The 25,785-nt window shown below is 63.9% G+C and carries 23 protein-coding genes; 9 read left to right on the forward strand and 14 right to left on the reverse strand.

Features of this window, described 5'->3' with window-relative positions; genetic code table 11:
- The first annotated feature begins 262 nt into the window (after window positions 1-262).
- From NKJ11_RS03200 to NKJ11_RS03230, 7 genes are all read left to right on the forward strand, one after another.
- Window positions 263-961, forward strand: coding sequence for a GntR family transcriptional regulator (locus tag NKJ11_RS03200; RefSeq protein ID WP_023808770.1), 699 nt, complete (start codon window positions 263-265; stop codon window positions 959-961).
- Between the two features lie 247 nt (window positions 962-1,208).
- Window positions 1,209-2,564 (forward strand): glutamine synthetase family protein, encoded by a 1,356-nt coding sequence (locus NKJ11_RS03205; RefSeq protein WP_127268594.1) that lies wholly within the window; start codon window positions 1,209-1,211, stop codon window positions 2,562-2,564.
- Between the two features lie 128 nt (window positions 2,565-2,692).
- The gene (locus NKJ11_RS03210) at window positions 2,693-3,577 is read left to right on the forward strand and encodes a helix-turn-helix domain-containing protein (RefSeq protein WP_023808772.1); all 885 of its coding nucleotides are present in this window, start codon (window positions 2,693-2,695) and stop codon (window positions 3,575-3,577) included.
- Window positions 3,578-3,712: 135 nt separating this feature from the next.
- Window positions 3,713-5,890, forward strand: coding sequence for a TonB-dependent siderophore receptor (locus NKJ11_RS03215; RefSeq protein WP_352792691.1), 2,178 nt, complete (start codon window positions 3,713-3,715; stop codon window positions 5,888-5,890).
- 22 nt (window positions 5,891-5,912) lie between these two features.
- The gene (locus tag NKJ11_RS03220; RefSeq protein ID WP_023808774.1) at window positions 5,913-6,788 is read left to right on the forward strand and encodes an ABC transporter substrate-binding protein; all 876 of its coding nucleotides are present in this window, start codon (window positions 5,913-5,915) and stop codon (window positions 6,786-6,788) included.
- Complete coding sequence (locus tag NKJ11_RS03225) at window positions 6,781-7,944, forward strand: iron chelate uptake ABC transporter family permease subunit (RefSeq protein ID WP_352792692.1); 1,164 nt, start codon at window positions 6,781-6,783, stop codon at window positions 7,942-7,944. The genes NKJ11_RS03220 and NKJ11_RS03225 overlap by 8 nt, the downstream gene beginning before the upstream one ends.
- Window positions 7,945-7,979: 35 nt before the next feature.
- The gene (locus NKJ11_RS03230) at window positions 7,980-8,786 is read left to right on the forward strand and encodes an iron chelate uptake ABC transporter family permease subunit (protein ID WP_352792694.1); all 807 of its coding nucleotides are present in this window, start codon (window positions 7,980-7,982) and stop codon (window positions 8,784-8,786) included.
- Between the two features lie 36 nt (window positions 8,787-8,822).
- On the opposite strand, the gene cuyB is transcribed toward NKJ11_RS03230, so the two are convergent.
- The 4 genes from cuyB to NKJ11_RS03250 form a co-directional block, all read right to left on the reverse strand.
- A complete protein-coding gene (cuyB, locus tag NKJ11_RS03235; RefSeq protein ID WP_023808776.1) occupies window positions 8,823-9,620 on the reverse strand; it encodes a cysteate racemase in 798 nt (265 codons plus the stop codon).
- Window positions 9,617-10,978, reverse strand: a complete 1,362-nt coding sequence (locus NKJ11_RS03240) for a dicarboxylate/amino acid:cation symporter (protein WP_352792695.1) — start codon at window positions 10,976-10,978, stop codon at window positions 9,617-9,619. The genes cuyB and NKJ11_RS03240 overlap by 4 nt, the downstream gene beginning before the upstream one ends.
- Window position 10,979: 1 nt before the next feature.
- Window positions 10,980-11,819: a substrate-binding periplasmic protein gene (locus tag NKJ11_RS03245; RefSeq protein WP_031212267.1), complete on the reverse strand. Its 840-nt coding sequence runs from the start codon at window positions 11,817-11,819 to the stop codon at window positions 10,980-10,982.
- A gap of 186 nt (window positions 11,820-12,005) precedes the next feature.
- Window positions 12,006-12,695, reverse strand: a complete 690-nt coding sequence (locus NKJ11_RS03250; RefSeq protein WP_352609351.1) for an SDR family NAD(P)-dependent oxidoreductase — start codon at window positions 12,693-12,695, stop codon at window positions 12,006-12,008.
- Between the two features lie 367 nt (window positions 12,696-13,062).
- Between NKJ11_RS03250 and NKJ11_RS03255 the strand changes: the two genes are divergently transcribed.
- Window positions 13,063-14,178, forward strand: coding sequence for an anhydro-N-acetylmuramic acid kinase (locus NKJ11_RS03255; RefSeq protein WP_352792696.1), 1,116 nt, complete (start codon window positions 13,063-13,065; stop codon window positions 14,176-14,178).
- Between the two features lie 58 nt (window positions 14,179-14,236).
- On the opposite strand, the gene NKJ11_RS03260 is transcribed toward NKJ11_RS03255, so the two are convergent.
- The 3 genes from NKJ11_RS03260 to NKJ11_RS03270 are packed head-to-tail and all read right to left on the reverse strand — an operon-like array spanning window position 14,237 to window position 17,870.
- Window positions 14,237-14,665, reverse strand: coding sequence for a GNAT family N-acetyltransferase (locus NKJ11_RS03260; protein ID WP_023808780.1), 429 nt, complete (start codon window positions 14,663-14,665; stop codon window positions 14,237-14,239).
- Window positions 14,662-16,053, reverse strand: a complete 1,392-nt coding sequence (locus NKJ11_RS03265) for a sigma-54-dependent transcriptional regulator (RefSeq protein WP_352609348.1) — start codon at window positions 16,051-16,053, stop codon at window positions 14,662-14,664. Before NKJ11_RS03265 ends, NKJ11_RS03260 begins: the two co-directional genes overlap by 4 nt.
- On the reverse strand, window positions 16,050-17,870 hold the full coding sequence (locus tag NKJ11_RS03270) for a sensor histidine kinase (RefSeq protein ID WP_128302405.1): 1,821 nt from the start codon (window positions 17,868-17,870) through the stop codon (window positions 16,050-16,052). The genes NKJ11_RS03265 and NKJ11_RS03270 overlap by 4 nt, the downstream gene beginning before the upstream one ends.
- A gap of 304 nt (window positions 17,871-18,174) precedes the next feature.
- Between NKJ11_RS03270 and NKJ11_RS03275 the strand changes: the two genes are divergently transcribed.
- Window positions 18,175-19,503, forward strand: coding sequence for a dicarboxylate/amino acid:cation symporter (locus NKJ11_RS03275; protein WP_023808783.1), 1,329 nt, complete (start codon window positions 18,175-18,177; stop codon window positions 19,501-19,503).
- Between the two features lie 52 nt (window positions 19,504-19,555).
- Here the strand turns inward: NKJ11_RS03275 and NKJ11_RS03280 are convergent, their stop codons facing one another.
- The 7 genes from NKJ11_RS03280 to NKJ11_RS03310 form a co-directional block, all read right to left on the reverse strand.
- Entirely contained in the window at window positions 19,556-20,599 is a 1,044-nt protein-coding gene (locus NKJ11_RS03280) for an ROK family protein (RefSeq protein ID WP_128302404.1), read from the reverse strand.
- Complete coding sequence (locus NKJ11_RS03285) at window positions 20,596-21,318, reverse strand: ribulose-phosphate 3-epimerase (protein ID WP_023808785.1); 723 nt, start codon at window positions 21,316-21,318, stop codon at window positions 20,596-20,598. Before NKJ11_RS03285 ends, NKJ11_RS03280 begins: the two co-directional genes overlap by 4 nt.
- A complete protein-coding gene (locus NKJ11_RS03290; RefSeq protein WP_023808786.1) occupies window positions 21,315-22,148 on the reverse strand; it encodes an alpha/beta fold hydrolase in 834 nt (277 codons plus the stop codon). The genes NKJ11_RS03285 and NKJ11_RS03290 overlap by 4 nt, the downstream gene beginning before the upstream one ends.
- Window positions 22,148-22,966, reverse strand: a complete 819-nt coding sequence (locus NKJ11_RS03295; RefSeq protein WP_023808787.1) for a sugar phosphate isomerase/epimerase family protein — start codon at window positions 22,964-22,966, stop codon at window positions 22,148-22,150. Before NKJ11_RS03295 ends, NKJ11_RS03290 begins: the two co-directional genes overlap by 1 nt.
- Complete coding sequence (locus NKJ11_RS03300) at window positions 22,966-24,042, reverse strand: Gfo/Idh/MocA family protein (RefSeq protein ID WP_023808788.1); 1,077 nt, start codon at window positions 24,040-24,042, stop codon at window positions 22,966-22,968. Before NKJ11_RS03300 ends, NKJ11_RS03295 begins: the two co-directional genes overlap by 1 nt.
- Window positions 24,043-24,053: 11 nt before the next feature.
- A complete protein-coding gene (locus NKJ11_RS03305) occupies window positions 24,054-24,875 on the reverse strand; it encodes a sugar phosphate isomerase/epimerase family protein (protein ID WP_023808789.1) in 822 nt (273 codons plus the stop codon).
- Between the two features lie 63 nt (window positions 24,876-24,938).
- Window positions 24,939-25,781 carry a carbohydrate ABC transporter permease gene (locus tag NKJ11_RS03310; protein ID WP_023808790.1) on the reverse strand — a complete coding sequence of 281 codons (843 nt, stop codon included), beginning with the start codon at window positions 25,779-25,781 and terminating at the stop codon, window positions 24,939-24,941.
- Between the last annotated feature and the right edge of the window lie 4 nt (window positions 25,782-25,785).

Genomic DNA, 25,785 nt, shown 5'->3' on the forward strand with positions numbered 1-25,785 from the left:
GCGGCCAGAGGTGCAAGTGCATGCGAGGTCAAGATTTGTGATGACCGTTTTGCACAGCGTGGCAGAGACGCCATATGCCTGACAATCAAGCCGTCGGCCTTGGTGCGACGCGTCGGCTTGCCGCGCAACGATCGAAGCGTCTATCATGTGCTTGATAAGTCGCTGACTTCGGCGTTCTCGCCGGGCTCGGCCACGCAGAATCCCCAGCGGCGAAACCAGCCGGCCGCACAGATTTCTGAACCGATGAAGCAGCGCCCCGCCAATGGCCGACAAAACACAATTCGGGTTGACCGCCGTCGACACCGTTCCCTTGCATGAAAAAGTCTATCTGGAACTTGTGCGGGCGCTGATGTCCGGCCAGTTCACGCCGGGCCAGAAGCTGACGTCGCGAAAACTCGCAAGGGAACTCGGCACCAGCGACATGCCGGTGCGCAGCGCCTTCATGCGGCTGCAGGCGCTGCGGGCGCTCAGCCCGATGCCGAACGGCAGCGTCGAAGTGCCGGCGATATCGGCCGAGCGGTTTTCGCAATTGACCGCGGTGCGGACTATCCTCGAAGGCTCGGCGACCGAACTGGCGACAAAACGCATCAATGGCAACAATCTGCGCACGATCCGACGCCACGCCACCGACCTGACTTTGGCGGCCCGCAAAGGCGATATCGATGATTACCTGCGCAAGAACCACGACTTCAAATTCTCGATCTATCGCCATTGCGGCAACGAGCAGATGATCTTCCTGATCGAAACCGTATGGATGCAGGTCGGCCCTTTCCTCAGGAACCTTGCCATGGGTTTCGAGGATAACCTCGCCTCCATCCTCGACATCGACTTTCACGAGGAAGTCGTCGCTGCGATCGAGGCCCAGGATGGCGAGCGCGCCCGCGCTGCCATCGTGCGCGACATCGACGAAGGGGCCTCGCACATACTGCAGCAGGCGAGATTTCCGAAGGCGAGAAACTGATGCGCGTCGCGTTTGTGCGGATTCGGGCGACGCCACTTGGCTTTCCGGCCTCTTGCCTCTATGTTGCGATCGCAGATCGCGCAATTGGTTTTGAAATGCCTCCCGACATCCCGGCTAGTGACTTGAAAAAATAAGGAAAAGCGCTTGGCGACAGCCAAGTCTGTTTTCCTAAAACTCACAAGCTATTTTTATCAGGGACAGTGCAGCCGGTCAGGTTGCGGCACCTTCGAAAACCAGAGGTCATAAATTGAGCGATGCAATTGCGGACGTTTTGAACTGGCTTGATAGCAGGACCGACATCCAGAGCCTGAGAGCCGCGGTGTGCGACCTCAACGGCATCATGCGCGGCAAGCGCATTCCCGTCGAGCAGGCAAGAAAGGCGCTGGAAGGCAAGCTGCGCATGCCTTTTTCGCTGATCGGGCTCGATGTCTGGGGCGAGGACATCGAAGGCAACACACTGGTATTCTCGACCGGCGATGCCGACGGACTGTGCCAGTGGACGGGGCGCGGCATTCTGCCGGTGGCCTGGACGGCGCATCCGACGGCGCTTGTCCCCCTCTGGCTCGCCGACGAAAGCGGCGCGCCTTATCTCGGCGACCCGCGACGGGCGCTGGCCCGCATCCTCGATCGCTACAAGGCCTTGGGCCTGACTCCGGTCGCGGCAACGGAACTCGAATTCTACCTCGTCGATCCGCAGTCGCAGCGGCCGGTCGGACCGGTCTCGCCGGTGACCGGACGCCGCCTCGATTCCGACGCGGCGCTGTCGATCGACGAGATTGACGACTTCGAATCCTTCATCCATGACGTCTACGAGGCCTGCCGGACGCAAGGCATTCCCGTCGACACGGCCATCGCCGAGAACGGCGTCGGCCAGTTCGAAATCAATCTGAACCATGTCGCGGACGCCTTGCGGGCGGCTGACGATGCGGTGCTGTTCAAGCGCACCGTGAAGGGCATTGCCCGCAAGCACGGCTTTGCCGCCTGTTTCATGGCCAAGCCCTATGGCGACCGGGCCGGCAACGGCTTTCACGTTCATTTCAGCCTGATCGACGGCGAAGGGCGCAACGTCTTCGATGACGGCACCGACCAGGGTTCTGAGACCATGCGCCATGCGGTCGGCGGCCTGCTTGCGGCAATGGCCGAAAGCACGCTGGTGTTCGCGCCGCACTTCAACTCCTACCGCAGGCTGCGCCCGAGATCCTATGCGCCGACCGCAGTCGCCTGGGGTTATGAGAACCGTATGGTCGCGATCCGCATTCCCGGCGGGCCAACCGGTGCGCGCCGCATCGAGCATCGCGTTTCGGGAGCCGACGCCAATCCCTATCTGGTGCTAGCGGCCATATTGGGCGCCGCACTGACGGGCATTGAAAGACAAATATCGCCAGGCGATCCGATCGGCACCGACGGCCAGGGACTTCCGCCGGCAAAGCTGCCGCCGGACTGGGCGTCGGCGATCGCCGCCTTCGAGAGCGGGACGCATGTGGCGGAGATTTTTCCAGCCATCCTGCGCGACTCCTTCGTTGCCTGCAAACGCCAGGAATTGAACACGTTCGCGCTCAATGTCAGCGATTTCGAGATCGAGACATACCTCGAAAGTGTTTGAGGCCCGATTGCCCCAGCGGCATTGGTTCCGGCCGATTTTCGAGCAGCCGCAAAGCACTTGCGGTGGGGTCGCTAACCGGGCATAAACATGATGGTTTTTATCATGTATTATGGCTGGGATCACAGGACTTGACCTTCGTTGCGCGCATGGAAAGCCGGATTGAGGGCTTTTCAGTCATTGGCGACCTGAAATGGCATGTCTGGGACGGCGTGGTCGCCGACCTCTGGGATGTCTCATGCGGTGACAAGGCCGAAGGCTATTACGTCTCTCCCGACCCCCGGCTGTTCGTCGCGCTCGATGTGGATGGCGATGGCGCTTTCTTCGTCGAAGACGCCAAGGGCGAATTGCGCCGCCACGACCAGGCTTTTTCCATGGCCTACATACCGGCCGGCGTGCCGATCCGCGGCCGGGTCGAGGGGCTGCGGCGGATCCGGCATCTCGACCTGCATTTCGACGCCGCAGTGCTGACGCGCCGCTTCGGCCGCAGCCTTGACCACGAGGCCTTGCGGATGTCGCGCTTCCAGTTTCGCGACGACCGGATCGCCATGCTTGCCGGCCTGATCGCCGCCGAATGCGGCAGCGACCGGCCCCTGCATGATCTCTATGGCGAGGGTCTGCTCAATGCCTTGTTCGCAAGCCTGTTCCAGATCGACCGGCCTGATACCCTTAGGCGGCGGTCGCCGCTGTCGCGCCGCAAGCTGCGCCTCGTCACCGACTACATCGACGCGCATTGCCTGGAAAGGATCCGGCTTGCCGACCTCGCCGCGCTGACCGGCCTGTCCGAAACCGCGATGAGTCACGCCTTCAAGGCGGCGACGGGCGTGCCGCCGCATCGTTGGCAGATGCAGGCGCGGGTCGACAGGGCCAAGGCCATGATGGCGCGTGGCACCGCTTCACTTGGCGACATCGCCGAGGCAACGGGTTTTTTCGACCAGGCGCATCTGACGCGTGTGTTCAAGTCGATTGTCGGCGTGACACCCGGCGCCTGGATGAGGAGCACCAGTCGCCAGTGACATTTCCGCAACATCACACCGCGATGTCCCTCGTTTGGACAAGAATGGACAAACCGCCCAATTCCGTCCAATGACCAGCAGATAAGTTGAGAAAATAATCAGGTATCTCAATATCGACAGGCGGGGACTTTCCTGATGAGCAGAACTTACCTGATGAAGGCGCTTCTGGCGGCCAGCGTCGCCGCGGCCGCGATGATCCCGCCAATGGCCGCGTTGGCGCAGTCGGTGCAAACCAGCACCCAGCTTGAACCGGTGGTGGTCGAGGGCGAGGCCGGCGACGGCGCGACCGGACCGGTTAAAGGCATCGTCGCCAAAAAAAGCAGGACCGGCTCCAAGACGGCGACCGACATCAAGGATATCCCGCAATCCGTCTCGGTGATCGGCCGGCAGGAGATCGACGACCAGGGCGCACAGAAAGTCGACGAGGCCTTGCGCTACACGGCCGGGGTGTTCGCACAGCCCTTCGGCCCGGACAGCGACACCAACTGGCTGTTCATCCGCGGTTTCCAAGCCACGGCTGATGGCACCTACATGGATGGGCTGCAACTGTTCAGCTACGCCTTTGGCGGCTTCTACGTCGACAGCTTCGGCCTCGAGCGAGTCGAAGTGCTGAAAGGGCCGGCCTCCGTACTCTATGGCGGCAGCAATCCCGGCGGCCTCGTCAACTATGTCAGCAAGCGACCGGATGGCAGGCAGCGCTATATCGAGACCGGCGTCAACGATGCCGGCAATGTCTATCTGGGCTTCGACATCGGCGACGTCGACGGCAATGGTGTTGTCAGCTACCGGGTAACGGGCAAAGTCGCCGGCGGCGACACCTACAGCGATTTGCAGAATGGCTGGCGCGGCTTCATTTCGCCCAGCATCACCTGGCAGCCCGACGAGCAGACCAAGCTGACGGTACTGGCCAACTACAGCCACATCGACGAGAACCACAATGGCGGCAGCTTCCTGCCTTACATCGGCACTGTAACGGATCGGATTATCGGCGGCGTGAATTACGGTCGAATCGACCCAGATGCCAATTTTACCGAGCCGAGTGTCGATCTCTACAAGGGCGAGCAAGGTTCGATCGGCTACGAGTTCGAGCACACTTTCGACAACCAATGGACGGTGCGTTCCAACATGCGCCTCAGTGCGGCCTCGATTAATGAAGTCAACGTCTACGCCAACGGGTGGGCGAGCGCGACGCAGCTCAATCGCATCAATTTCGGTCACGATACCGACGCCACGACATTCCTGTCGGACCTGCAGATCGAGGGCAAGGTGGAGACAGGCGCTGTGGAACACACGCTGCTGGCCGGCATCGACTACAAATATTACAACATCGACCAGGTGCAATCGTCGGCGCTCTTCGGCACAACCCCTCCCATTGATGCTTTCGACCCAATCTACGGCGCGCCACTGACGCCACGAGTCAGCTACCTCAATCAGGACTTGACCCAGAAGCAGCTCGGCTTCTACGCGCAGGACCAGTTGCGCTTCGGCGACGGCTGGCTGGTGACGCTGAACGGCCGTTACGACCGTGGCTGGCTCGACGCCGACAATCGGCCGACATATTACTCGGCGAGTTCCAGCACGCAGAACCAGACTGTCGGCGACTTCTCCGGTCGCGCGGGCCTCGCCTATGAGTTTGCCAATGGCGTAACCCCCTATGCCAGCATTGCCACCTTCTTCAACCCGCTCATCGGCACCGACGCCAACGGTAATCTGTTCAAGCCGGAAGAGGGCGTGCAGTACGAAGTCGGCGTCAAATATGTGCCGACCTTTGTCGATGGCCTGTTCACCCTGTCGCTTTTTGACCTGACCCGTCAGAATGTACCGTCGAACGTTACTTTCTTCACGCAGTTGCAAACCGGCGAAGTGCGCTCACGCGGTATAGAACTGGAAGGCAAGGTCAACGTCACCGAGGATTTCCGGCTCACCGGCGCTTTCACCGCCTATGACATCGATATCACCAAGGACGCCAACCCGGCGCTGATTGGCAAGACGCCGTTCATCGTGCCAGAGGTGATGGCCTCCGCCTCAGTCGACTATACTTTTCGTGGCGGCTGGTACGACGGCATCTCGATCGGCGGCGGCCTGCGCTACGTCGGCTCCTCATGGGCAGACAACGCAAACAACAACAAGGTTCCAGCTGTCACGCTGGCCGACTTGAAGCTTGGCTACGACAAGGAGACCTGGGGTGTCGATCTGAACATCACCAATCTGTTCGACAAAACCTATGTCTCGAGTTGTCAGACCACCACTGTCGAAGCCTGTTCTTATGGCGAAGGCCGCTCATTCAAGCTGAAGGCGCATACGACTTGGTAGCCATGTGCCGAATCCGCCAGTGATGATCCATCTGCCCAACAGACGGCAGGTGCTTGCGCTGGCGGCCGCGGCATTGCTGCCACCGGTCGCCGCCAGGGCGGCGGCGATGCGCGTTGCCGCGATCGACTGGGGCATGCTGGAGACGTTGCTGGCGCTCGGCATCGAGCCGGTGGCGGCGACCGAACTGATCCAGTTCCGCAAGATCGCGGTCGAGCCGGCGGTTCCTCAATCGGCAACCGATCTCGGGCTGCGCGGCGCGCCCAATTACGAGCTGCTGCGCATCGTCGCGCCTGATCTCATCGTGATCTCCAATTTCTACGAATACCAGCGCCCGATGCTCGAACGCATCGCGCCGGTGTTTGCGCAAACGGTCTACGAGGCCGGCGTGCCACCTTATGCGCTCGCCGAGGCGGCGACACTGGCCCTGGGCGAAAAGCTGGGACGGCAGACCGAGGCGAAGCGCTACGTCGATGAGACGGCGGTCGAGATCACGCAGCTTGGCGCCACCTTGCCCCCCTCCCCCGCGCGGGTCTTCGTCATCAGTCTCGGCGATAGCAGGCATTTTCGAGCCTTTGGCCGTGATTCCATATTCGGCGATGTGCTGACGCGTCTCGGCCTGGTCAATGCATGGACCGACGAGACGAGCTACAGCGCGGCGGCACCCGTCGGACTGGAGGCGCTAGCGCGCGTGCCCGAGGCGTCGATCCTGATCGTTTCGCCACTGCCGGCAGATGTCGGGCGTTCGCTTCCTACAAATGCCTTGTGGAACGCGCTACCCGCTGTCCGCCAGGGGCGTGTTGCTGTGCTGGATCCGGTCAACCATTTCGGTTGCCTGCCATCGGCACGCCGCTTCGCGCGTCTGGCGACGGCCGCCCTTGCCGGGCAGAGCCATGGCTGAGCGCACCATAAGCGATCGCACCGCGACGAGTGCCGCGCTGTCGCCAATCGCCCTGTGGGACCTCCTGGCGGCGCTGGCTGCGCTCCTCTTCGCATGGCGCGTCGGCATGCAATGGCCGGCCGCACCGCCGGGCGACGGCATTGATCTCGACAGCGTCATCCTGGTCTACAGCACGCTGCCGCGCGCCGCCGTGGCGGTGCTGGCCGGCGCGGTGCTCGGCCTGTCCGGCCTGCTGTTGCAGCATGTGCTGCGCAACCCGCTGGCCGAACCGTCGACGCTCGGTATTTCGGCCGGCGCGCAACTGGCGATGACGATCGCCTCGCTTTACGCACCGCTGCTGATGGAGCGGTCGCAGGGCCTGGTCGCCTTCGCCGGTGGCATCGCCGCGGTGCTGCTGGTGCTGGCATTGACCTGGCGGCGCGGGCTGGAACCGGTCTCCGTCGTGCTCGCCGGGATGATGGTGGCGCTGACCGCCAGTTCCGTCAGCGCAGCACTGATCCTCGCCAATGGCGAGTACCTGTTTTCGCTGTTCATCTGGGGCGGCGGATCGCTGGTCCAGCAGGACTGGGAGCCGACCATCGCGCTGACGATCAGGCTGGCGGCCGGTGTGGTTGCCGCATTGATGCTGCTGCGGCCGCTGACCATTCTTGGTCTCGACGATGCCTCGGCACGCGGCCTGGGCGTCGCCCGTCACTCAAGCCGCTTTCTCATCATCGCGCTTGCCGTGTGGATGGCGACGTCGGTCGCGGCAGAGGTTGGCGTCATCGGGTTCGTCGGTCTTGCAGCGCCGGCGCTGGCCACGCTTTCGGGCGCCCGCACACTGCGCCAAAAACTGATCGCCGCGCCGCTGATCGGCGCCGTGCTGCTGTGGCTGACGGACGGGCTGGTACAGCTGGCCGCCGGTTCCGGTGGCGAACGCATTCCGACCGGTGCCGGCACCGCCCTGCTCGGCGGTCCGCTGCTGCTGTGGCTGTTGCCGCGGCTGCGCCTTTCGAGTGGCCGCATCTCGGTTCGAATGGTACCGCACCGCGCAAGGCCAGCCGGCCCTGGCTCATCATCCTGCTTCTGCTTGCGCTGGCGCTTGTCGCTGCCATCGTGGCGCTTGTCGTCGGGCGTGGCCCGGACGGCTGGTCTATTGCTGGGGGAGACCTGTTAACCGATCTCGCCGCGTGGCGTGCGCCGCGGATCGGCGTGGCGGCCGCCGCCGGCGCCATGCTCGCGGCCGCCGGCGTCGTCATCCAGCGGGTCACCGGCAACCCGCTGGCAAGCCCCGAAGTGCTGGGAGTCGGCACCGGCGCCGGTGCCGGCCTGACAGCCGTGCTGATGGTCAGCGCCACGGCCAGTCTCGGCTGGCAGCTCGCCGGCTCAGCCCTGGGCTCACTGGCGGCCTTGATTGCCATGCTGGCCCTTGCCGCACAAGCAAAGTTCGGTGCCGAGCGGCTGCTGCTTGCCGGTATCGCCATGAGCGCGCTGTGCAGCGCTGCGATCACCGCGACGATCGCAATGGGCAACGCGCAGTCCTACACTCTGTTGCGCTGGCTGAGCGGCTCGACCGGCCAGGCGTCGGCGCTCGATGCAGGGCTAGCACTCGCCTGTCTGTTGCCGCTGACGTTGCCGCTGTTCCTTGCCGCCCGCTGGCTGGATATCCTGCCGCTCGGGTCCGACAGCGCACGCGGGCTGGGCGTGCCGGTTGCCGGCGGACGGCTGATGCTGATCATCGTTGCCGCGCTGCTGACTGCGCTGGCCGCCATGGTCGTCGGGCCATTGAGCTTCGTCGGCCTGATCGCGCCACACCTTGCCCGTCTGGTCGGCTTTTCCCACGCCCGCGTCCATCTCGCCGGAGCGATGCTTCTGGGCGCCCTGCTGATGATCGTTTCGGACTGGCTGTCGCGCATGGCGGCCTTTCCCTACGAACTTCCCGCCGGCCTGTTCGCTTCGCTGCTTGGCGGGCCGTACCTCGTCTACCTGCTTGCCAAGGGCGTGCCGCGCCAAGGCTGACGGGTTCCGAAATGCTATGAGGTTCTATCCATAGGGCTAGACCAGTGCGGCCAAGCTGGCGCGCATCGATCGGTCATGTTCCGGCAGCCGCGATACGGTCGGCAGGCCGCGGGCTTCCTGGGCACCGAAGCCCAATCGTGTCAGACAGGCTCGCGCCAAGGCCGCATTGCTGTCGATGACGACCAATCCATTGATATCGTTGAGGCTGGCGGCCACCACCGACAGTTCGGTGCAGCCGAGCAGGGCTGCATCGGCGCCGGCCGCTTGCGCGATGTCGAGCGCGCGCTCGGTTTCAACCGCCGCATCCGCGATCGAACCCGCCTTGACGAGGCTGATCGCGCTGTCGACGCAGGCCTGAAACTCGGTGTTCGCGGGAAGGCAGAGCTCAAATCCCGCTGCCGACATCCTGTCCTGGTAGAAGCCGGAGACCAGCGTGCCTTGGGTGGCGAGAACAGCAACCCGGCCCTGATCCAGGCTGCGACGCGTCTCCGTCACCACAGCATCTCCGATATGGATGATTTCCGCGCGCGAATTCGCCGCCAGTTGGCCGTACCAATGGTGGGCGGTGTTGCACGGCATCGCGATGCGGGCGACGCCGAGCGCATTGAGCGTCGCGACCGCGGCTTTCAAAGGCGCCAGCGGCCCGTCATGGCCGGCAAGGATCGCTTCGGTCCTGTCGGGCAGCTGCGGGACACTGAGGATCACGGCAGGCACATGTTCGTTGTCTCTGAGCGCCTGGGTCATTCGGGTCAGCTTGAAGTAGAAATCGGCCGAAGCAAGCGGCCCAAGACCGCCGATAATGCCGAGCTGGGGACGGATGCTGTCGTCGATCATCTGGCAGGCTCGGCTTCGAGCTGTTCCGAGACGGTTTCAGGCTGCGTCGTCTCCCTGTGGCTGGGAGCGATCATTGCCGTGCTCGCCGCGACGGTGCAGACGCTGGCCAGCGTCATGAACGTGTCGACGGCTGCATCCACCGCGACGAACAGGACGAACGCCGCCTCGAAGGGAAGCTTCAGGTAGCCGCAGACGATGGACATCTGCGACAGGATGAGCAGGCTGCCCATGCCGCCGGTGGTGAGCGCGAGAAGCGCTGAGATGATACCGACGAGCACGAGGTCCGGGACTGCAAGCTGGTGGCCGTAGAGCTGAGCGATGAACAGCGCACCCGAGGTATAGAGCAGTGCCGGGCCTGTCCGCAGCAGTGCCGCCTGTAACGGCACGAGCAGTTCGACGACCACCAGGCTGAACCGCAGGCGCTCGCCCAACAGGTTGATGACCCATGGGAGCGAGGCGACCGAGGAGCGTGTGGTGATGGCCACCATGAGAAGCGGCTGGCAGGTCTTGATCGTCGTCCAGTAGCTGCGTCGCGACCGGATCGCGATAATGGCAAATGCCCCGGCAACGAATGTAAGGCAGGAAAGACCCATCACCAGCAGGTAACCGCCCATTAGCATGAGCGGCTTGGTTCCGGTCGACGCTGTCTGGTCCGCGATCAGGATGAAGGTTGCAAAGGGCAACCCCCAGATGAACCAGTTGGTGAGCACCGTGCAGGCCCGGTAGACCGCGTTGAGCGCCTGGGTCAGGCTCATGGACGAGGGCTGGGGAATCTTCCCCATCGCGAGCCCGAAAAGCAGGCAGAACAGCAGGACCTGAATGGTCTGGCCCGAGGCCAGGGCATTGAAGACGTTGTTCGGCACCAGGTCGAGCAGGATCGAGTGCCCGCCATTGGGATCCCCATTGGAGGCTGGCGGCTGGAACGGGAAGGCGAGATCGGTGGATACGCTGCCTTGCGAATTGATGAACTCGCCAAGCTCGATGCGCGACTGGGGATTCTCGATCTGGCCCGGCTGCAGGATCAGCGACAAGGTGCCACTCACCAGCACGCTCAGGAACGACACGACCAGCACGGCCATACCCACCTTGCCGAGGTAGCGGACCGATTTCGGGTCCTGGACCATCGCCGTGATGGAGAAGATGACCGACGAGACCAAATAGGGCAGGACGACCATCTTGAGGAAATTCAGGTAGAGCTGTGCGACAGGGCTGATCGCATGGGCAAAATCTGGATAGTAGAGGCCGCACAGGATCCCTGCAGCAATCATCGCGATCGTCGTCACGGGTGATCGCAGTATGCGCCTGGCCATCAGGCGCCAATCGAAAGGCAGGGGTCCGGCTAACTCGGAGATTGCCATGTCAGGCTTTGCTCCCCTGGCGATAGCGGGCGATGATCTCGTCCGTGCTGAGAACCTGCTGACCCCGCGCGAGATCGAGATACAGATCGACAAAGGCTGCGAGATGCGGATTGTCCGGCCGCACGCCGACTGCGATCGTATCGACCTTGTCGGTCAGCGTGATGGAGCGCGCTACGACCGTCATCGACGGATCGTCGACCATCAGCTTCTTGATCTCGAAATCATCGCGATAGGCCATGTCGATCGTCCCGTTTCGGATCGCATCGATGATCAGATCCCAGCTTGCCAAGCGGTGGATTTGCGCATGCGGGAAAGTCGTGGCCGCATAAGTGGCGAATGAAGAGCCCTCGATCACGCCAAGATCGCCTGAGAAATCACGGACGATCCCTTCGGGCGGCTTGCCTTGCGCGATACGCGCCAGGTTGAGGCGGTTGGCGATCAGCCCTTGCCGCAGCATGGCGTAGGGGCGCGAATAGATGATCGACCGGCCGCGCTGAAGCGTCCGGCTGAGCTTGCCAATCGCCAGGTCGGCCTGTCCGGAACTGACCTGTTTCACAATATCGTCGAACGTTGCGGCGGATCGGTCGAACACCGGCTCGACGCCAAGCGCCGCGGCGATGCCGTGGGCCAGTTCCATGTCTATGCCATCGTCCCCCGATCCGTCGGCCGGGAAGAACGGATTGGAAGCGAAGGCCGGCATTGCGATGCGCAATGCATCGCCGCTCGCGATAGGTTGAGGGGCGCTCTCCGCCTGCTGTCCCAGAGTGCTGGCTGCCCGGGCTTGTGAAATCAGCAACCCGCCGCTCCCGGCCGCAAGCAGTGTACGACGTGTAACCGACATGCGCGTTCTCAATTAACCCGGGAAAGCTGCAACATGCACAACCGGCGTTAAACAAACGTATATATTACCCTATGTCTTTTTATGTATTGGATAAGCAGCTTAGCGCCACAAAATATCAGCATTGCCTAATATGCAAGGAACGGCGGAAGGATCGCATTACTTCCCGCCCGCCGGTCAGCTGGATTGTCAAAACGTCTCGACCCAGGGCCGCAACTCAAGCTCCGAGCTCCAGGCGCTGCGATGCTGGCGATGGGTTGTGAGATAGGCCTCGGCGATGGCATCCGGCGACAGGCGGCGGTCCGGCCGGTCGGGATCGGCTGCCTGTCCGGGCGGCTCGATCTGGCCGTCGATGATGAAGTGGGCGACATGGATGTTCTTCGGGGCGAGTTCGCGGGCCATGGACTGCGCCAGGCCGCGCAGGCCGAATTTCGGCATGGCAAAGCCGCCCGAGCCGGGAAAGCCCTTCACACTGGCGGTGGCGCCGGTGAACAGGATCGAACCGGATCCCCGGACAAGCAGCCGGCGCGCCGCCTGCTGGCCGACCAGGAAGCCGCCATAGGCGCCGACCAGCAATGCCTGTTTGACCGCTTCCGCATCGAGCTCGGCGATCGGGCCGCGTGTGCGTGCGCTGGCGTTGAACACCACGAGCGCCAGCGGGCCGGCCTTGTCGGCGGTGTCGAACAGCCTGGCGACGGACGCAGCGTCGGCGACATCCGTCTCAACGGCCAGCGCACCGGTCTCATCGACCAGAGCGCCCAGCTTCTCGACGTTGCGGGCGGCCAGAACCACGCGAAAGCCTTCCCGGGTGAGAAGGCGCGCAAGCGCGGCGCTCAGACCAGCGCCTGCGCCTGCAATAACGGCCACATCTGATGTCATGATTTTTCTCTCCTTGCGGATTTCGGCGGAAGCGTTTTGCCAGATCGAGCAAGGTCGCGCCTTCGCGCATGATAGGCAAGAGGTGGCGTTGCCGCTGTGTTGAGCCCAAACGACCGCGGAACCGGCGTTGCGCAGTCCAGTGTCGCCCGTGGCGCTACGAGGATAGGTCCGCCTCAGCACCGCGACCCCCGACAGGGGCAAGGCTTGGACCTTGCTCACCAACCGGATCCATCCGACACGTCATTTCGACAGTGGAATCGTTTTGCCTCGTCAAGCGGTCGGCGGCCTCATTAATGGGGACTGGAGCATGGTCCCGAAAAGTGGGAAACGGTTTTCGGAAAAGATCATGTTCGATAGGGAAACGATTATGGAACCAATCTGGGCCGTCGGCCTGATGACCGGCACGGTGCTGGACGGCAACATCGACGTCGCGCTGATCAAGACCGACGGCGAACGTATCGAGGATTTCGGCACCTACCGGCTGATGCCCTATCCTCCGTCGATCCGCTCCCTGCTGGAAGAGACGCTGACGGAGGCGCGGGCGTGGAACTTTGTCGGGCCGGAGCCGGCGATCTTCCGCACCGCGGAGGAAGCCCTGACGCGCGCGCAGTCGGCAGCCGTCAAGGAATTGGTCGAAGGCTATGGCATGACGATGGCCGATATCGGCGTCGTCGGTTTTCACGGCCAGACCGTTCTGCATCGCGCGCCGCAGGTTGGACGGCTGGGCCAGACAAGGCAACTCGGCGACGGTGAGCTGATGCATGCCATATTGGGTGCCAAGGTCGCTTACGATTTCCGCTCGGCCGATATGCGCGCCGGGGGACAAGGCGCGCCGCTGGCCGCGGTCTATCACACTGCGCTGATGCGCGGCGCCGGCGCCAATGGCGAGGTGGCCGTACTCAATCTCGGCGGCGTCGCCAACATCACCTGGTGGGATGGCGCCGACAATGTCGTCGCCTTCGACACCGGACCCGCCAACGCGCCGCTGAACGATTTCATCAAGTCGAAGGGGCTCGGCGAGATGGACCGCGACGGCGCGCTTGGCCGTGCGGGTAAGGTGGACGAGCCCCGGCTGGCCAAGCTGCTGCAGCACCCCTATCTCACCAAGCCCTATCCCAAATCGCTGGACCGTTTCGACTTCGGCGCCGCCATGGCGGACGGGCTGGATGCGGAGGATGGCGCGGCACTGCTCACCGCCTTCACCGCAGCAGCCGTCGGCAAGGCACTAGACCTCTTACCAAGCCGTCCGAAAAAACTGGTGGTCAGCGGCGGCGGCCGCCATAACCCGACCATGATGGCAATGCTGGCCAGCCGCGCCGGCGTCGAGGTGGTGCTGGCGGAAAGCCTCGGTTGGAGCGGCGATGCGGTCGAGGCGGAGTGTTTTGCCTTCCTCGCGGTTCGCGTGTTGCGCGGCCTGCCGATCAGTTTCCCGAGCACCACCGGCGCGCCGCAGCCGATGCGTGGCGGAAAACTCGCCGGCTAGACTCTTGCTTTGACGCAATTCCGGACGCAAAACCGCTTCACACTTTTCCTGGAATTGCTCAACCGCCAACCAGTTCCTTCTGCAGGAAGATGCGGCTGCGGCCGACAGGGAAATCGGCCAGCGAGCCGAAGGGCCGATAGCCCTGGCGCTGATAGACCTTGGCGGCGTTCGGATTGAAGGTATCGATCCAGGCATTGTTGCAGCCGCGCGCCACCGCTTCCTGTTCGGCCGCGTCCAGCATTGTGCCGGCCATGTGCTGGCCGCGCAGCCGCTCATCGACCCAGAGCCATTGCACATAGAGCCAGCCCCAGGCCGTGTAACCGGAAATGCCGGCGACGACCGCGCCATCCTCGTCGCGCACAAACACCACAAGCGCCTTCCTTTCGGATGCGCCGACATCGCCGTCGTTGAACGCCGTCAACCTTTCGCCGAGAAAGGCGAGTTCTTCCGGCGAGGGATTTGCCGTCGTTTCAATGGTCGTATTCATCGCTTTTCCGAGATGGGTTGCGTATCGGTATCGCCGCCATTGCGAAATTCGGATGCGGCAATGCCGTAGCGCTTGAGCTTGTCGTAAAAGGTCTTGCGCGGCACGCCGAGGGCGTCGATGGCGCCGCGCACGTCGCCGCCATGGTCGCGCAGCGCGTCACGGATGAGCTGCGCTTCGTATTGGCCGACCCGTTCGGGCAATGCTGCCGCAGGCTCCGGCGCGTGCGCGGAGACCGTCCTCACCTCATCGTCCGGACCGAGACCGAGCGCGACGCGATCGGCGAAATGGGCGAGCTCGCGGACATTGCCCGGCCAGTCATGCGACTGGAGATGATCGCTGACGGCTGCATTCATCTTGGCGACGGGCCGGCCGAACCGTTCCGCCGCCTTGCCGAGGAAATGCCCAAACAGCATCGGGATATCGCCGCGCCGTTCGCGCAGCGGCGGTATGCGCAGCGTCACCACGTTGAGGCGAAAATACAGATCCTCGCGAAAATCACCGCGCTGGTCCGACCGCCCGAGATCGACCTTGGTCGCCGCAACGACCCTGAGATCGATGCGCCTGATATCGTTCGAGCCAAGCGGGGTGAGGCTGCGCGTTTCGAGCACCCGCAGCAGCTTGACCTGGAGCGCCGGGGGCATGGATTCGATCTCGTCGAGAAACAGCGTGCCGCCACTGGAATGCTCGATGCTGCCGATCCGCCGCCGCTGCGCGCCGGTGAACGCGCCCGCCTCATGGCCAAACAACTCGCTCTCGATGACCGTCTCCGGTAGGGCGCCGCAGTTCAGTGCCACGAAGGGTTTTGAGCGCCGCCGCCCCCACCTGTGCAGCAGGTCAGCCACCACTTCCTTGCCGGTTCCCGTTTCTCCCTCGACCAGCACGTCGACATCCATGTCGGCGATCTGACGCAAGGTCTCGCGCAGCCGCTTGATGGCAGGAGCCTCGCCGATCAGCGGCAGGCCGTCAGTGGCGAGCGCCGCGGCTTCGCGCAGCCGCCGGTTCTCCATCACCAGTCGTCGCTTCTCCGATGCCCGTTTCAGCGCCTCGACAAGGCGGTCGCCGGCAAAGGGTTTCGGGATGAAATCGTAGACACCATCCTTGAGCGCGGCCACTGCGAGATCGACGTCGCCATGGCCGGTGACCAGGATCACGGGTATGTCCGGGTCGATCGCCTTGATGCGATCGAACAGCTGCAGCCCGTTCATGCCCGGCATGCGGATGTCGCTGACCACCACGCCTTCAAAGGTCCTGTCGACAACGGCAAGCGCTGCCTCGGCGGCGTCGCGCGCGACCACAGTGAAGCCGGCAAGCTCGAGCAATTGCGTTGTGGCGTGAAGGAGGTCCGCATCGTCGTCGACGAGCGCAACCAACCCTGATCCCTCAATCATTCAATTCGCCTCAAGTCGACGGTAAAAGATGTGCCGGTGCCATTGCTGGGATCGAGCCGCAGCGTGCCGCCCAATTCCTGGGCAATCTCCAGCGAGATCACCAGCCCGAGACCAAGCCCCTTCTCCTTGGTGGTCTGGAACGGCATGAACAGATTGCCGGCTGCTTCCGGGCCGAGACCTGGGCCATTGTCGCGCACCGAAATCAGCACCCTGTCGTCGTGCTCGGCGAGTTGGATCTCGATGCGGGGATCAGACTGGTCCTTCATCGCGTCGAGCGCATTCTGCAAAAGGTTGACGAGTATCTGCTCCAGCCGGATGCGGCTGGCCAGGACCACCGGCGAGGCATTGCCGCGCGGCTTGACGATGGTCACGCCGGAATCACGGATGCGGCCCGACAGCAGCGACAGCGCGCCATCAATTGCCTCGCGCACCGGCAGCGGCGAAGCGGCAACCCCGGGTCGACGGGCGAAAGTGCGCAAGGTGCCGGTGATCGCGCCGATGCGCTCGGTCATCGACACGATCGACGTCAGATTGCCGCTGGCCGGTTCGGTTTTGCCGGTTTCGAGAAAGCGGCCCGCATTCTCGGCATAGGTGCGGATAGCGGCGACCGGCTGGTTGATCTCGTGCGCCACGCCGGCGGCGATTTGGCCGAGGATGGAAAGCCGGTTGGCCTGGGCGAGGTCGTCGCGCAGCCGGCGCACCTTGGCTTCGGCATTCTCGCGCTCGGCGATTTCACCGGCAAGTGCGGTGTTGGAGCGGGTCAGCTCGGCCGTTCGCGTGCTGACTCGGCTCTCCAGCTCGGCATTCATACGCGCCAGCGCCTCCTGCCTCAGCCTGCGCGTTCGCCGGCGCCGGGTCAGCACGTAGGCAAGCAAGCCCATCAGCAGAAGCCCAAGCAGCGTGGTCAGGCGCGCCGTGTTGGCGGCCGATGAAAGAGCAGCGTCGGCGGGAGTGAGCAGCCAGAGACGCCAGCCAGGAACAGCACCAGGCAAATCCTGCACCACCTCGACGAACTGGCGCGGTTTTCCCGCGTTGTCGATCGTCGCCAGGCCGTCACCCGCGCCGCGCCGGATCGGCAGCGGCTCGAAGCCTGCATCGGCCAACTGGAGCTGCTCGTGGGCTGCGGCGGTGTCCTCGGCCGACAGTGGTGCCAGCGCACGGAACCGCCAGTCGGGCTGGCTGGTAGCCAGCACCACGCCGCGTTCATCAGTGATGAACACAAGCAAACCGCTGGAACGCCAATTGGCTTCGACGCCGTCGAGTTCGACCTTCAGCACCGCAACGCCAAGCGGCTTGCCGCCATCGTCGACGCGGCTGGCAAGGTACAGCCCCGGTCTGCCGCTGATTGTGCCGAGGCCATATTGGCTGGCAGCACCCTTGCTCATCGCTTCCTGGAAATAGTGCCGAAAATTGTAATCGATGCCGACAAAGCTCGCCGGTTCGTCGGCATTGCTGGCTGATATGGCGATGCCTGCCGTATCGATGATGTAGATGGCGGATGCCGAGGCATCGCCGGCAATCGACTTGAGCTTGTCGTTGAGGGCCTTTTCTTTCATTTTTCCGGCCCGGCGCAGAGCGCCGCGCACCGCATCGTCTCTGGCCAACACCAGTGGAACCAGGCGCTGCTTTTCGATTTCGCCGGTCAGGGTTCCCGCCGCCAGCGGCAGTGCGGCGAGTGCCGTCTCGCGCAGATTATCGGCCGCCTGGCCGGAGGCGATGCGCCCGGCAATGGCGATCGCGCCGGCCAGAAAGGCAAGAGCGACGACCACGGCAACCCAGCGGCCATCGCGCAGCCGCGCCACCGCCTCGCGCAGCAATTCACGGCCGGCAAATCCAGGGAATCCGCTATCGGTGTCTGCTTGCGGCGTCTGCCCTCTCCCCTTTGCTCGCGGCTTTCGGCCAGTGTAATGCGAAAATCCGCCCAGGCAAACACTGCCTGTGCGGAAATCCGCACAGGCTTTGCCCGCATGACGTCAGACAAAGGCGGAAATCCCGTGGTTCCGGCCTTTCCGCGAACTGGCACAACGCTTGCAAAACTCCCTGGCAGCGGCGTGCGACCGGAGCGCCGCGATGGGAGAAGTCACGCAGGGCGCTCCGCCCCATCCGGCCAGGGAGAGTTCGATGCACATCGCAGACCAATCAGGCGCGCTTGCCGCGCAGCGCAAGCCTTTCTATGCCCAACTCTACGTGCAGGTGCTCGTCGCGATCACGGTCGGCATCCTGCTCGGCCATTTCTATCCGTCGGTCGGCGAGAGCATGAAGCCGCTCGGCGACGCCTTCATCAAGCTGGTCAAGATGATCATCGCCCCGGTCATTTTCCTGACCGTGACGACGGGCATTGCCGGCATGAGCGACCTGCAGAAGGTCGGACGTGTCGCCGGCAAGGCGATGCTCTATTTTCTCACCTTTTCGACGCTGGCTCTGATCATCGGCCTTGTCGTCGCCAATGTCGTGCAGCCGGGCGCCGGCTTCAACATCGACCCGGCGACGCTCGACGCCTCGACCATCAGCACTTACGCCGCCAAGGCGCACGACCAGTCGGTCACCGGCTTCCTGATGAACATCATCCCGTCGACCATCGTCGGCGCCTTCGCCGATGGCGACATCCTGCAGGTGCTGTTCTTCTCGGTGCTGTTCGGCATCGCGCTGGCGTTGGTCGGCGACAAGGGCACGCCCGTGCTCAATTTCCTGCAGGCGCTGACGACACCGATCTTCAAGCTGGTCAGCGTGCTGATGAAGGCCGCCCCCATCGGTGCCTTCGGCGCCATGGCCTTCACCATCGGCAAATACGGCATCGGCGCGGTCATCAACCTCGCCATGCTGGTCGGCACCTTCTACGTGACGTCGTTCCTGTTCGTGTTCGTCGTGCTTGGCGCGGTCTGCCGCTACAACGGGTTCTCCATCCTGTCGCTGATCCGCTACATCAAGGAAGAGCTGCTTTTGGTGCTGGGCACCTCCTCGTCGGAGGCCGCCCTGCCCTCGCTGATGGAAAAGATGGAGAAGGCCGGCGCCAAGCGCTCGGTCGTCGGCCTGGTCATCCCAACCGGCTATTCCTTCAACCTTGATGGCACCAACATCTACATGACCTTGGCGGCGCTGTTCATCGCACAGGCGACCAACATCCACCTGTCGATGGGTGACCAGATCCTGCTGCTGCTGGTGGCCATGCTTTCCTCCAAGGGTGCCGCCGGCATCACCGGGGCCGGCTTCATCACCCTTGCGGCGACGCTTTCGGTGGTTCCGGCGGTGCCGGTCGCTGGCATGGCGCTGATCCTCGGCGTCGACCGCTTCATGTCTGAATGCCGGGCGTTGACCAACTTCGTCGGCAATGCTGTCGCCACGCTGGTGGTGGCGCGCTGGGAAGGCGAACTCGACGAGGCCAAGCTGGCGAGGGCGCTGGCGGGCACGGCCGACGATAGCCTGCCGGCGGACGTTGTTCCCGCCGAGTAATGACGCGCGGTCAATGCGTAAAAGGCCGGAGGCGTGCTGCCTCTGGCCTTTGTCATGCAGGTCGCAACGTCAGACCGTGCCGGTCTTGCTCAGCGGTGTCCGGAAACGTGCTTGGGCCAACAGGCATGCGGGCTGCCAAAGTGCCGCCGTCGTCGAACAGCACAAGGCTGGCGGCGCCGACGAGCCCGGCATGGCGGCCGAGCTGGGCCTGAACGACCGGCACGTCGCGATAGGCGCGCATGGCCCGTTGCCTGATGGTCGCCTCGATGGTCGGCAGCATCAGGTCGAGCCCATTGGCGATGCCGCCGCCAACGACCAGCACATCGGGCGAATAGAGATGCAGGAGATTGGTGAAGCCAACACCCAGCCAGCGCGCTTCCTCCTCCAGCAAGGCCGAGGCAAGAGCGTCCTGCAGCCGTGCCGCCTCGACGACATGGCGGCCGGTTACCTCCGCGTCCGCTGACAAGCGTCGCAAGGTAGAGCCGTCTCCGGCTGCCGTGGCGGCGCTGGCGCGGCGGCCAAGTGCCGTTCCCGAGGCGATGGCCTCGAAGCAGCCAACGACACCGCATACGCAGCGCTCGCCTTCATTGGTGATGGTCATGTGACCGATCTCGGCGGCAAGGCCACGGCGGCCATGCAGGATGCGGCCGTCGACGACGACACCACCGCCAATGCCGGTGGAAACCGTGACGAAGACCAGCGAGCCCGCACCATGGCCGGCACCGAAACGCCATTCGCCGAGCGCCGCGGCATTGGCGTCGTTCTCCAGCCGCACCGGCAGGCCGAGCCGCCGCTCGAGGATGTCGGCAAGCGGCACGTCCAGCCAGCCGGCGAGTGTCGGCGGGCCGACGGCGATGCCGGCCAGCGGATCGAGCGGTCCCGGCGCACCGACGCCGACGCCGACGATCGAGAGTGCCGGCGCCTCGGCGTGGACTGTCGCCGCCAACGCCTCGATCTGGCCGATCACCACATCGGGACCGGCCTGCGCCTGCGTCGGCACCGCCGCGAATGCCAGGATCTTGCCGTCGCGGTCGACCAGGGCGACACGAAGCTCCGTCCCGCCAAGATCGATCGCAAGGGCGGCTTCTGATGTCATGCCGCGACCTTCAAGCCGTGCAGCCAGCCGATGCGGCCGGCGAGGTCCTTGTCACCGAAGGCGAGCGAACCGAGAACCACGGTTTCAGCCCCGGCGGCACGCAGCGACGGCACGGTCTCGTGGCGGATGCCGCCATCGGCCGCCAGAACCACCTGTGCCTCACGGCCGGCCTTTCTCAGGATGGCGCGGGCAGCGCCCAGCCTGTCGCAGGCCTTGTCCGACAGGCTCTGTCCCTTGACGCCGATTGCGGTTCCAAGAAGCGTCACGAAGGCGACTTCCGGGGCAAAGGCCGTCACCGCTTCCACAGGCGTCTCCAGCCTGAGTACGACGCCGGCCTCGGCGCCGAGCTCCCGCGCCAGCCGCACGGCGCGCAATCCGGCCTCGCCATTCTCGGCATGGACGCTGATCATGTCGGCGCCGGCCTCGATGAACTGGCGCGTCTGCGCCTCGACGATTGCTTCATCGACCATCAGATGGACGTGGATGGGTTTCGCCGTCAGCCCGGCGATGCGGGCGACAAGATCGGGAAAGAACAGGAAGGACGGGGCGAAGTGGCCGTCCGCCACATCGATATGATGAAGATCGACATAGGGCTCGATGCGCTTCAAGTCGTTTTCGAAATTGGCGAGGTTGGCCGACCACAGCGAGAATTCGGCGATCATCCGGTCGCGCGGCAATGCGGCGATGGCGGCCGGGCCTGAGAGAGGTTTCGAGATCATGACTGGTCCTGGTTGTTGAAACGATCTTTGAGGAAGCTGCCGATGGCGGCGCGGATCTCGGCGAAATGGCGCTCCTTGTCGGTGGCCTTCGGCGTCACCTCGGCAAAGGTCGCATTGGGGATGGCGTCGGCGAGGCTGCGGGCGGCGGCCAGCGGATGGACGAGATCGATGCCGCTGCCGATGACGAGCGTAGGGAACGCAAGGCTAGCGGCCGCTGCCCGCGTCACGCCAGGTCCATCCTCTGCGATCGGCTGCATCACCTCGGCGAAGACGGGTGCGTTTTCGCGCGCGAAGAAGCCGAGCAGGGAAGCAAGATTGTCCGGCGCTTCGGTGCGAAAGCGGGCGGCCGTCGCGGACGCCGCGAAGATATCTCGCGCCTCCGATAAAGGACGGCTGAGGATGAGCTCCGCCACTTCCACGTAAGGGCGCATGTTTTGCGGTGCCGCGTCGAAAGCCCAGGCAGGGCGAACAAGCACCAAACCCAGGACGCGGTCCGGGTGGCGGGCGGCAAGCTGCAAGGCAATGGCCGCACCCATCGAAATGCCGCCGGCGACGAAACGGTCGAGGCCGGCCGCATCTGCGGCGGCCAGCACATCATCCGCGAACATCGCGATCGAAAACGGGCGCTTGCTACCGGCGCCGGAACCGCCCTGCGCGCGGCATTCGACGGTCAGCCGGCGGTATGACGGGCTGTCGGGATAGTTCTGCGCGACCTGCGCTGCGTCACCGCCGAGGCCATGCTGGAAGACGACGGGAAGTCTGCCCTGCCCCGTGTCGAAGACACGAAGCGCTGCATCGTCGCGGAGCAGGATCGTCGGGGCGGCGCCCATCAGAGGAGCCTTCGTAGAAAGGCGGCGACATCAGGGGCTTCGTCGGCGGACAGCCCGTGGGTGACGAGCGATCCCTCGAAGCCGACTGCCTTCAGCCGCGCGCCGAAATCCGGGAAATCGACGATGCCTTGCCCTGATGGGGCAAAGCGGCCGTCACTATAGCGGTCCTTGGCGTGCGCCATGGCGATGTGGCCGGCGGCCTCGTCGATCGCGGCGGCAACGATGGCGCGCGCCTCGCCGGGCGTGGCGTGTTCGAACAGGTTTGCCGGATCGAGCACGATCTTCAGATGCTTCGATCCCATCTCGGCGATCAGCCGGGTCGCATCCCTGGCCGAGGTGACGATGTTGGCCTGCTCAGGCTCGATGCCGAGATCGACATTGGCACCTTCGGCCAACGCCAGCGCCTTCGCCATCTCGGCGGCCATGTCGGACCAGGCGGCCGGATCGGCATTGTCGGGATGATAGGCCCACTGATCGGCGGCGTTGCGCGAGCCGGTGCAGAGCGTGAGCAGCGGGATGTCGAGGGCAGCAGCAGCCTCGATGACGACGGCGAGACGCCGAAGGCCATCGTCGCGCACGGCTTTGTCGGGATGCGCCATGTTGTAGGTGCCCGAAAGTGCTGCAAGTGAGACACCGCTCGATTGCGCTGCGGTGCGGATGGAGGCGATGGCGTCCGCCGGCACAGCATCCGGCATCGACGGCAGGCCGGCACAGGCCAGATTGAGCTGCGTCGTCTCGTATCCCGACTGCTTCACCGCAGCCAGCACGGCGGCCGGGTCGGTGCCGGCAAAGGTCTTGGCGAAAATGCCGAGACGCATCACACCGCCCCCGAAACCGAGGCGAGTTCGACTCGCTCGCCTGATACCACCGAACGCGCGATGGCGACCATGGCGCGGATCGAGCCGATGCCGTCCTCGACATTGGCGCCGCGCATCGGCGCGCCGTTCAGCACCGTGTCGGCAAGACCTTCCAGCTGGCGGCGGAAGAAATGGCCATCGGCGCCGAGCGGCCGGCGCGATGTCGCGTCCTTCTCATGAAAAATGTCGACCTCGCTGGCGCGGAAATACCAAGGGTTGAATGTCCTGGCGATAACGGAGCCGTTCTCGCCATAGAGCTGAAAACCTTCGTGCCAGTCCATGCGCACGGCAACCGTCAGGTCGAGATGGCCGAGCGCGCCGCTGGCGAACTCGGTCTCGACGAACCAGCAATAGGCGCCGAAACGCTCGTTGAGGCGCGCGCGGACCGCAAGGATTTCGCCACACAGGAAACGCGCCGTGTCGACGAGATGCGAGCCATGCGCCAGCATGAAATATTGCCTGAGATCAGCCTTGGGATTTCCCGCTGGCTTCCTGGCTAGCCTGCTGGTGACGGGCAGCGGCTGCACGGCATCGGTGTTGGTGTAGCGATGGGTGGAATCGCAGTACCAGGCCTTCAGCGCCAGCACTTCGCCGATCTCGTCTCGAACGAAGTCGCGCGCCGCCTCCAGTGCCGGATCGAAGCGCTTCATGTGCCCGACCTGCAGGATCTTGCCCGAGCGCCTGACCGCTTCGGCCAGCGCCTCGCCTTCCTCAACCGAGGTGCCGATCGGCTTTTCACAGAGAACATGCTTGCCGGCGTTGAGCGCCCTGATCGACATCGGCACGTGATAGGCGTCCGATGTGGCGACGATCACCGCTTCCAGCTCAGGATCGGCGAGCATTGCCTCATAGTCGGAATACATCTTCTGCGGCTCGTAGGTCGCGCCCATGCGCGCAAGCAGATCGGGTGCCGCGTCGCAGATGGCGTAGAGGTCGGCATTGCCGGCCTTGGCGCAGGATTCCAGATGCGCGAACTGCGCGATGGGGCCGCAGCCGAGCACGCCGACCCTGAGGCGTCTGTCCTGTTTCTTGATCATCGTCTCGTTCTTCAGGCGCCGTAGGAGCGCATCGTCTGGCGGTTGGTCTTGACCGCGCCGGCGGGATCGGCGGCGGCCGTTTCGGATTCTTCCTCCAGCACCAGCCAGCCATTGAAGCGCGGTGCGGTGCCGGCGATCTCGATGACCGCAGGCGTGTCGCAGACGCCCTTGCCAAGCATGGCCCAGGTACCGTTGGCATCGACGTCCTTGAGGTGGATGTAGCGGATGCGGTCGCGGTGGGTGCGCAGCGTGTCGGCCATGTCCTTGTGGCCGCGCAGGATATGGCCGGTATCCGGCACCCAACCGACCAGATCGGGATCGAGCAAGGCAAAGATCGTGTCGTAGTCGGCCCGGTCGAACAGCAGCGTGTTGTGGTGCGAGCTTGGATGCACCGCGACCTGGACGCCGGTCTTGCGGCCAAGCTCGCCAGCCTCGTTGTAGACCTCTGCGGCGATGGCGAATTTGTCGTCGCGCGGACCGTCGGAGACCACCGTCGCAGAGCCCATCGACACGAGCGCGCCAGGGAAGGCGGCGGCGAAGTCGATCCAGCGTTTGGCGGTCTCGAGATCGGCGCCGATCTCCTCCTTCAGCGTAAAACCACTGTTCGAGCCAAAGGCGAAGGAAACCAGCGTCAGCCCCGACGCCTTCAGCGCGGCGGCGAACTCCTCCGGCTTGTCGCCATAATGTCCGATCATGGTGTCGGTGATCTCGATGCCGGCATAGCCACCGTCAGAGATCGCCTTCAGCAGATCGTCGGGGCCGCCGGTGAACCGGTCTCCCAGCATTTCCCAGGTGAAGGTCTGGCAGCCGACTTTGAGGTCTTTCACGTTCATCCTTTCATTCCTTGGTATCGCCTATTGCTTGATGCCACCCTGCGTCGCCGTCGGATGGACGTCCTACTTGACCGAGCCCGCGGTCATGCCGGCGAGGAAGTACCTCTGGGCAACGAGGTAGATGAGCAAGAGCGGTAGCGAGCCGAGCACACTCATTGCCATCATCTGGTTCCATTCGAAGGCGTGCTGCCCCATCAACAGCTGGATGCCGATCGGGACGGTGCGCATGGACGTTGACTTCGTCAGTGTCAGCGCAAAGAGAAATTCGTTCCAGCACAACAGGAAGGTGTAGACTGACGTCGCCACGATGCCAGGCAGTGAAATCGGGACTATCACCCGCCAAAGCGCTGTCCAACTGGTGCCGCCATCGACGGCTACAGCTTCATCGAGATCGCGGGGCAAGGTGTTCAGATACCCCGTCATTAGCAGGATCGCGTAGGGCAGCGTAAACACCAGATAAGTCAGGATCAGTGCGACATAGGTGTCGAAGATGCCGTATGAGACGACGAGCCCGAAGAAGGGGATCAAAAGTGTGATCGGCGGAATCGTCTGCGTGCTGATGATGATTGTGTTGAGGCTGCCCTTGCCGCGGAAGTTGAAGCGGCTGAACCCGTAGGCCGCCAGCAGGGCGATCAGCACCGTCAGCACAGTCACCGCTCCCGCCACGAAATAGCTGTTGAAGAAGAAGCGCAGCTTTACCGGGTCGCCAAGGATGGCTGCATACGCTTCCAGCGTAAACGCCTTTGGCAGGATGGTTGGTGGCAGGGCAAAGATTTCGGTATTCGATTTGAACGAGCTGCTCAGCATCCAGTAGATCGGAAATGCCGCGAAAAAGAGCCCCGCTGCAAGCGCTACATGGAGCGCGACGGTGATCAGCCTGTCTTTCGGCGTATGCCTTTTCCTCATGATG

Source organism: Mesorhizobium sp. M0243, assembly GCF_040321775.1.
Classification (GTDB): domain Bacteria; phylum Pseudomonadota; class Alphaproteobacteria; order Rhizobiales; family Rhizobiaceae; genus Mesorhizobium.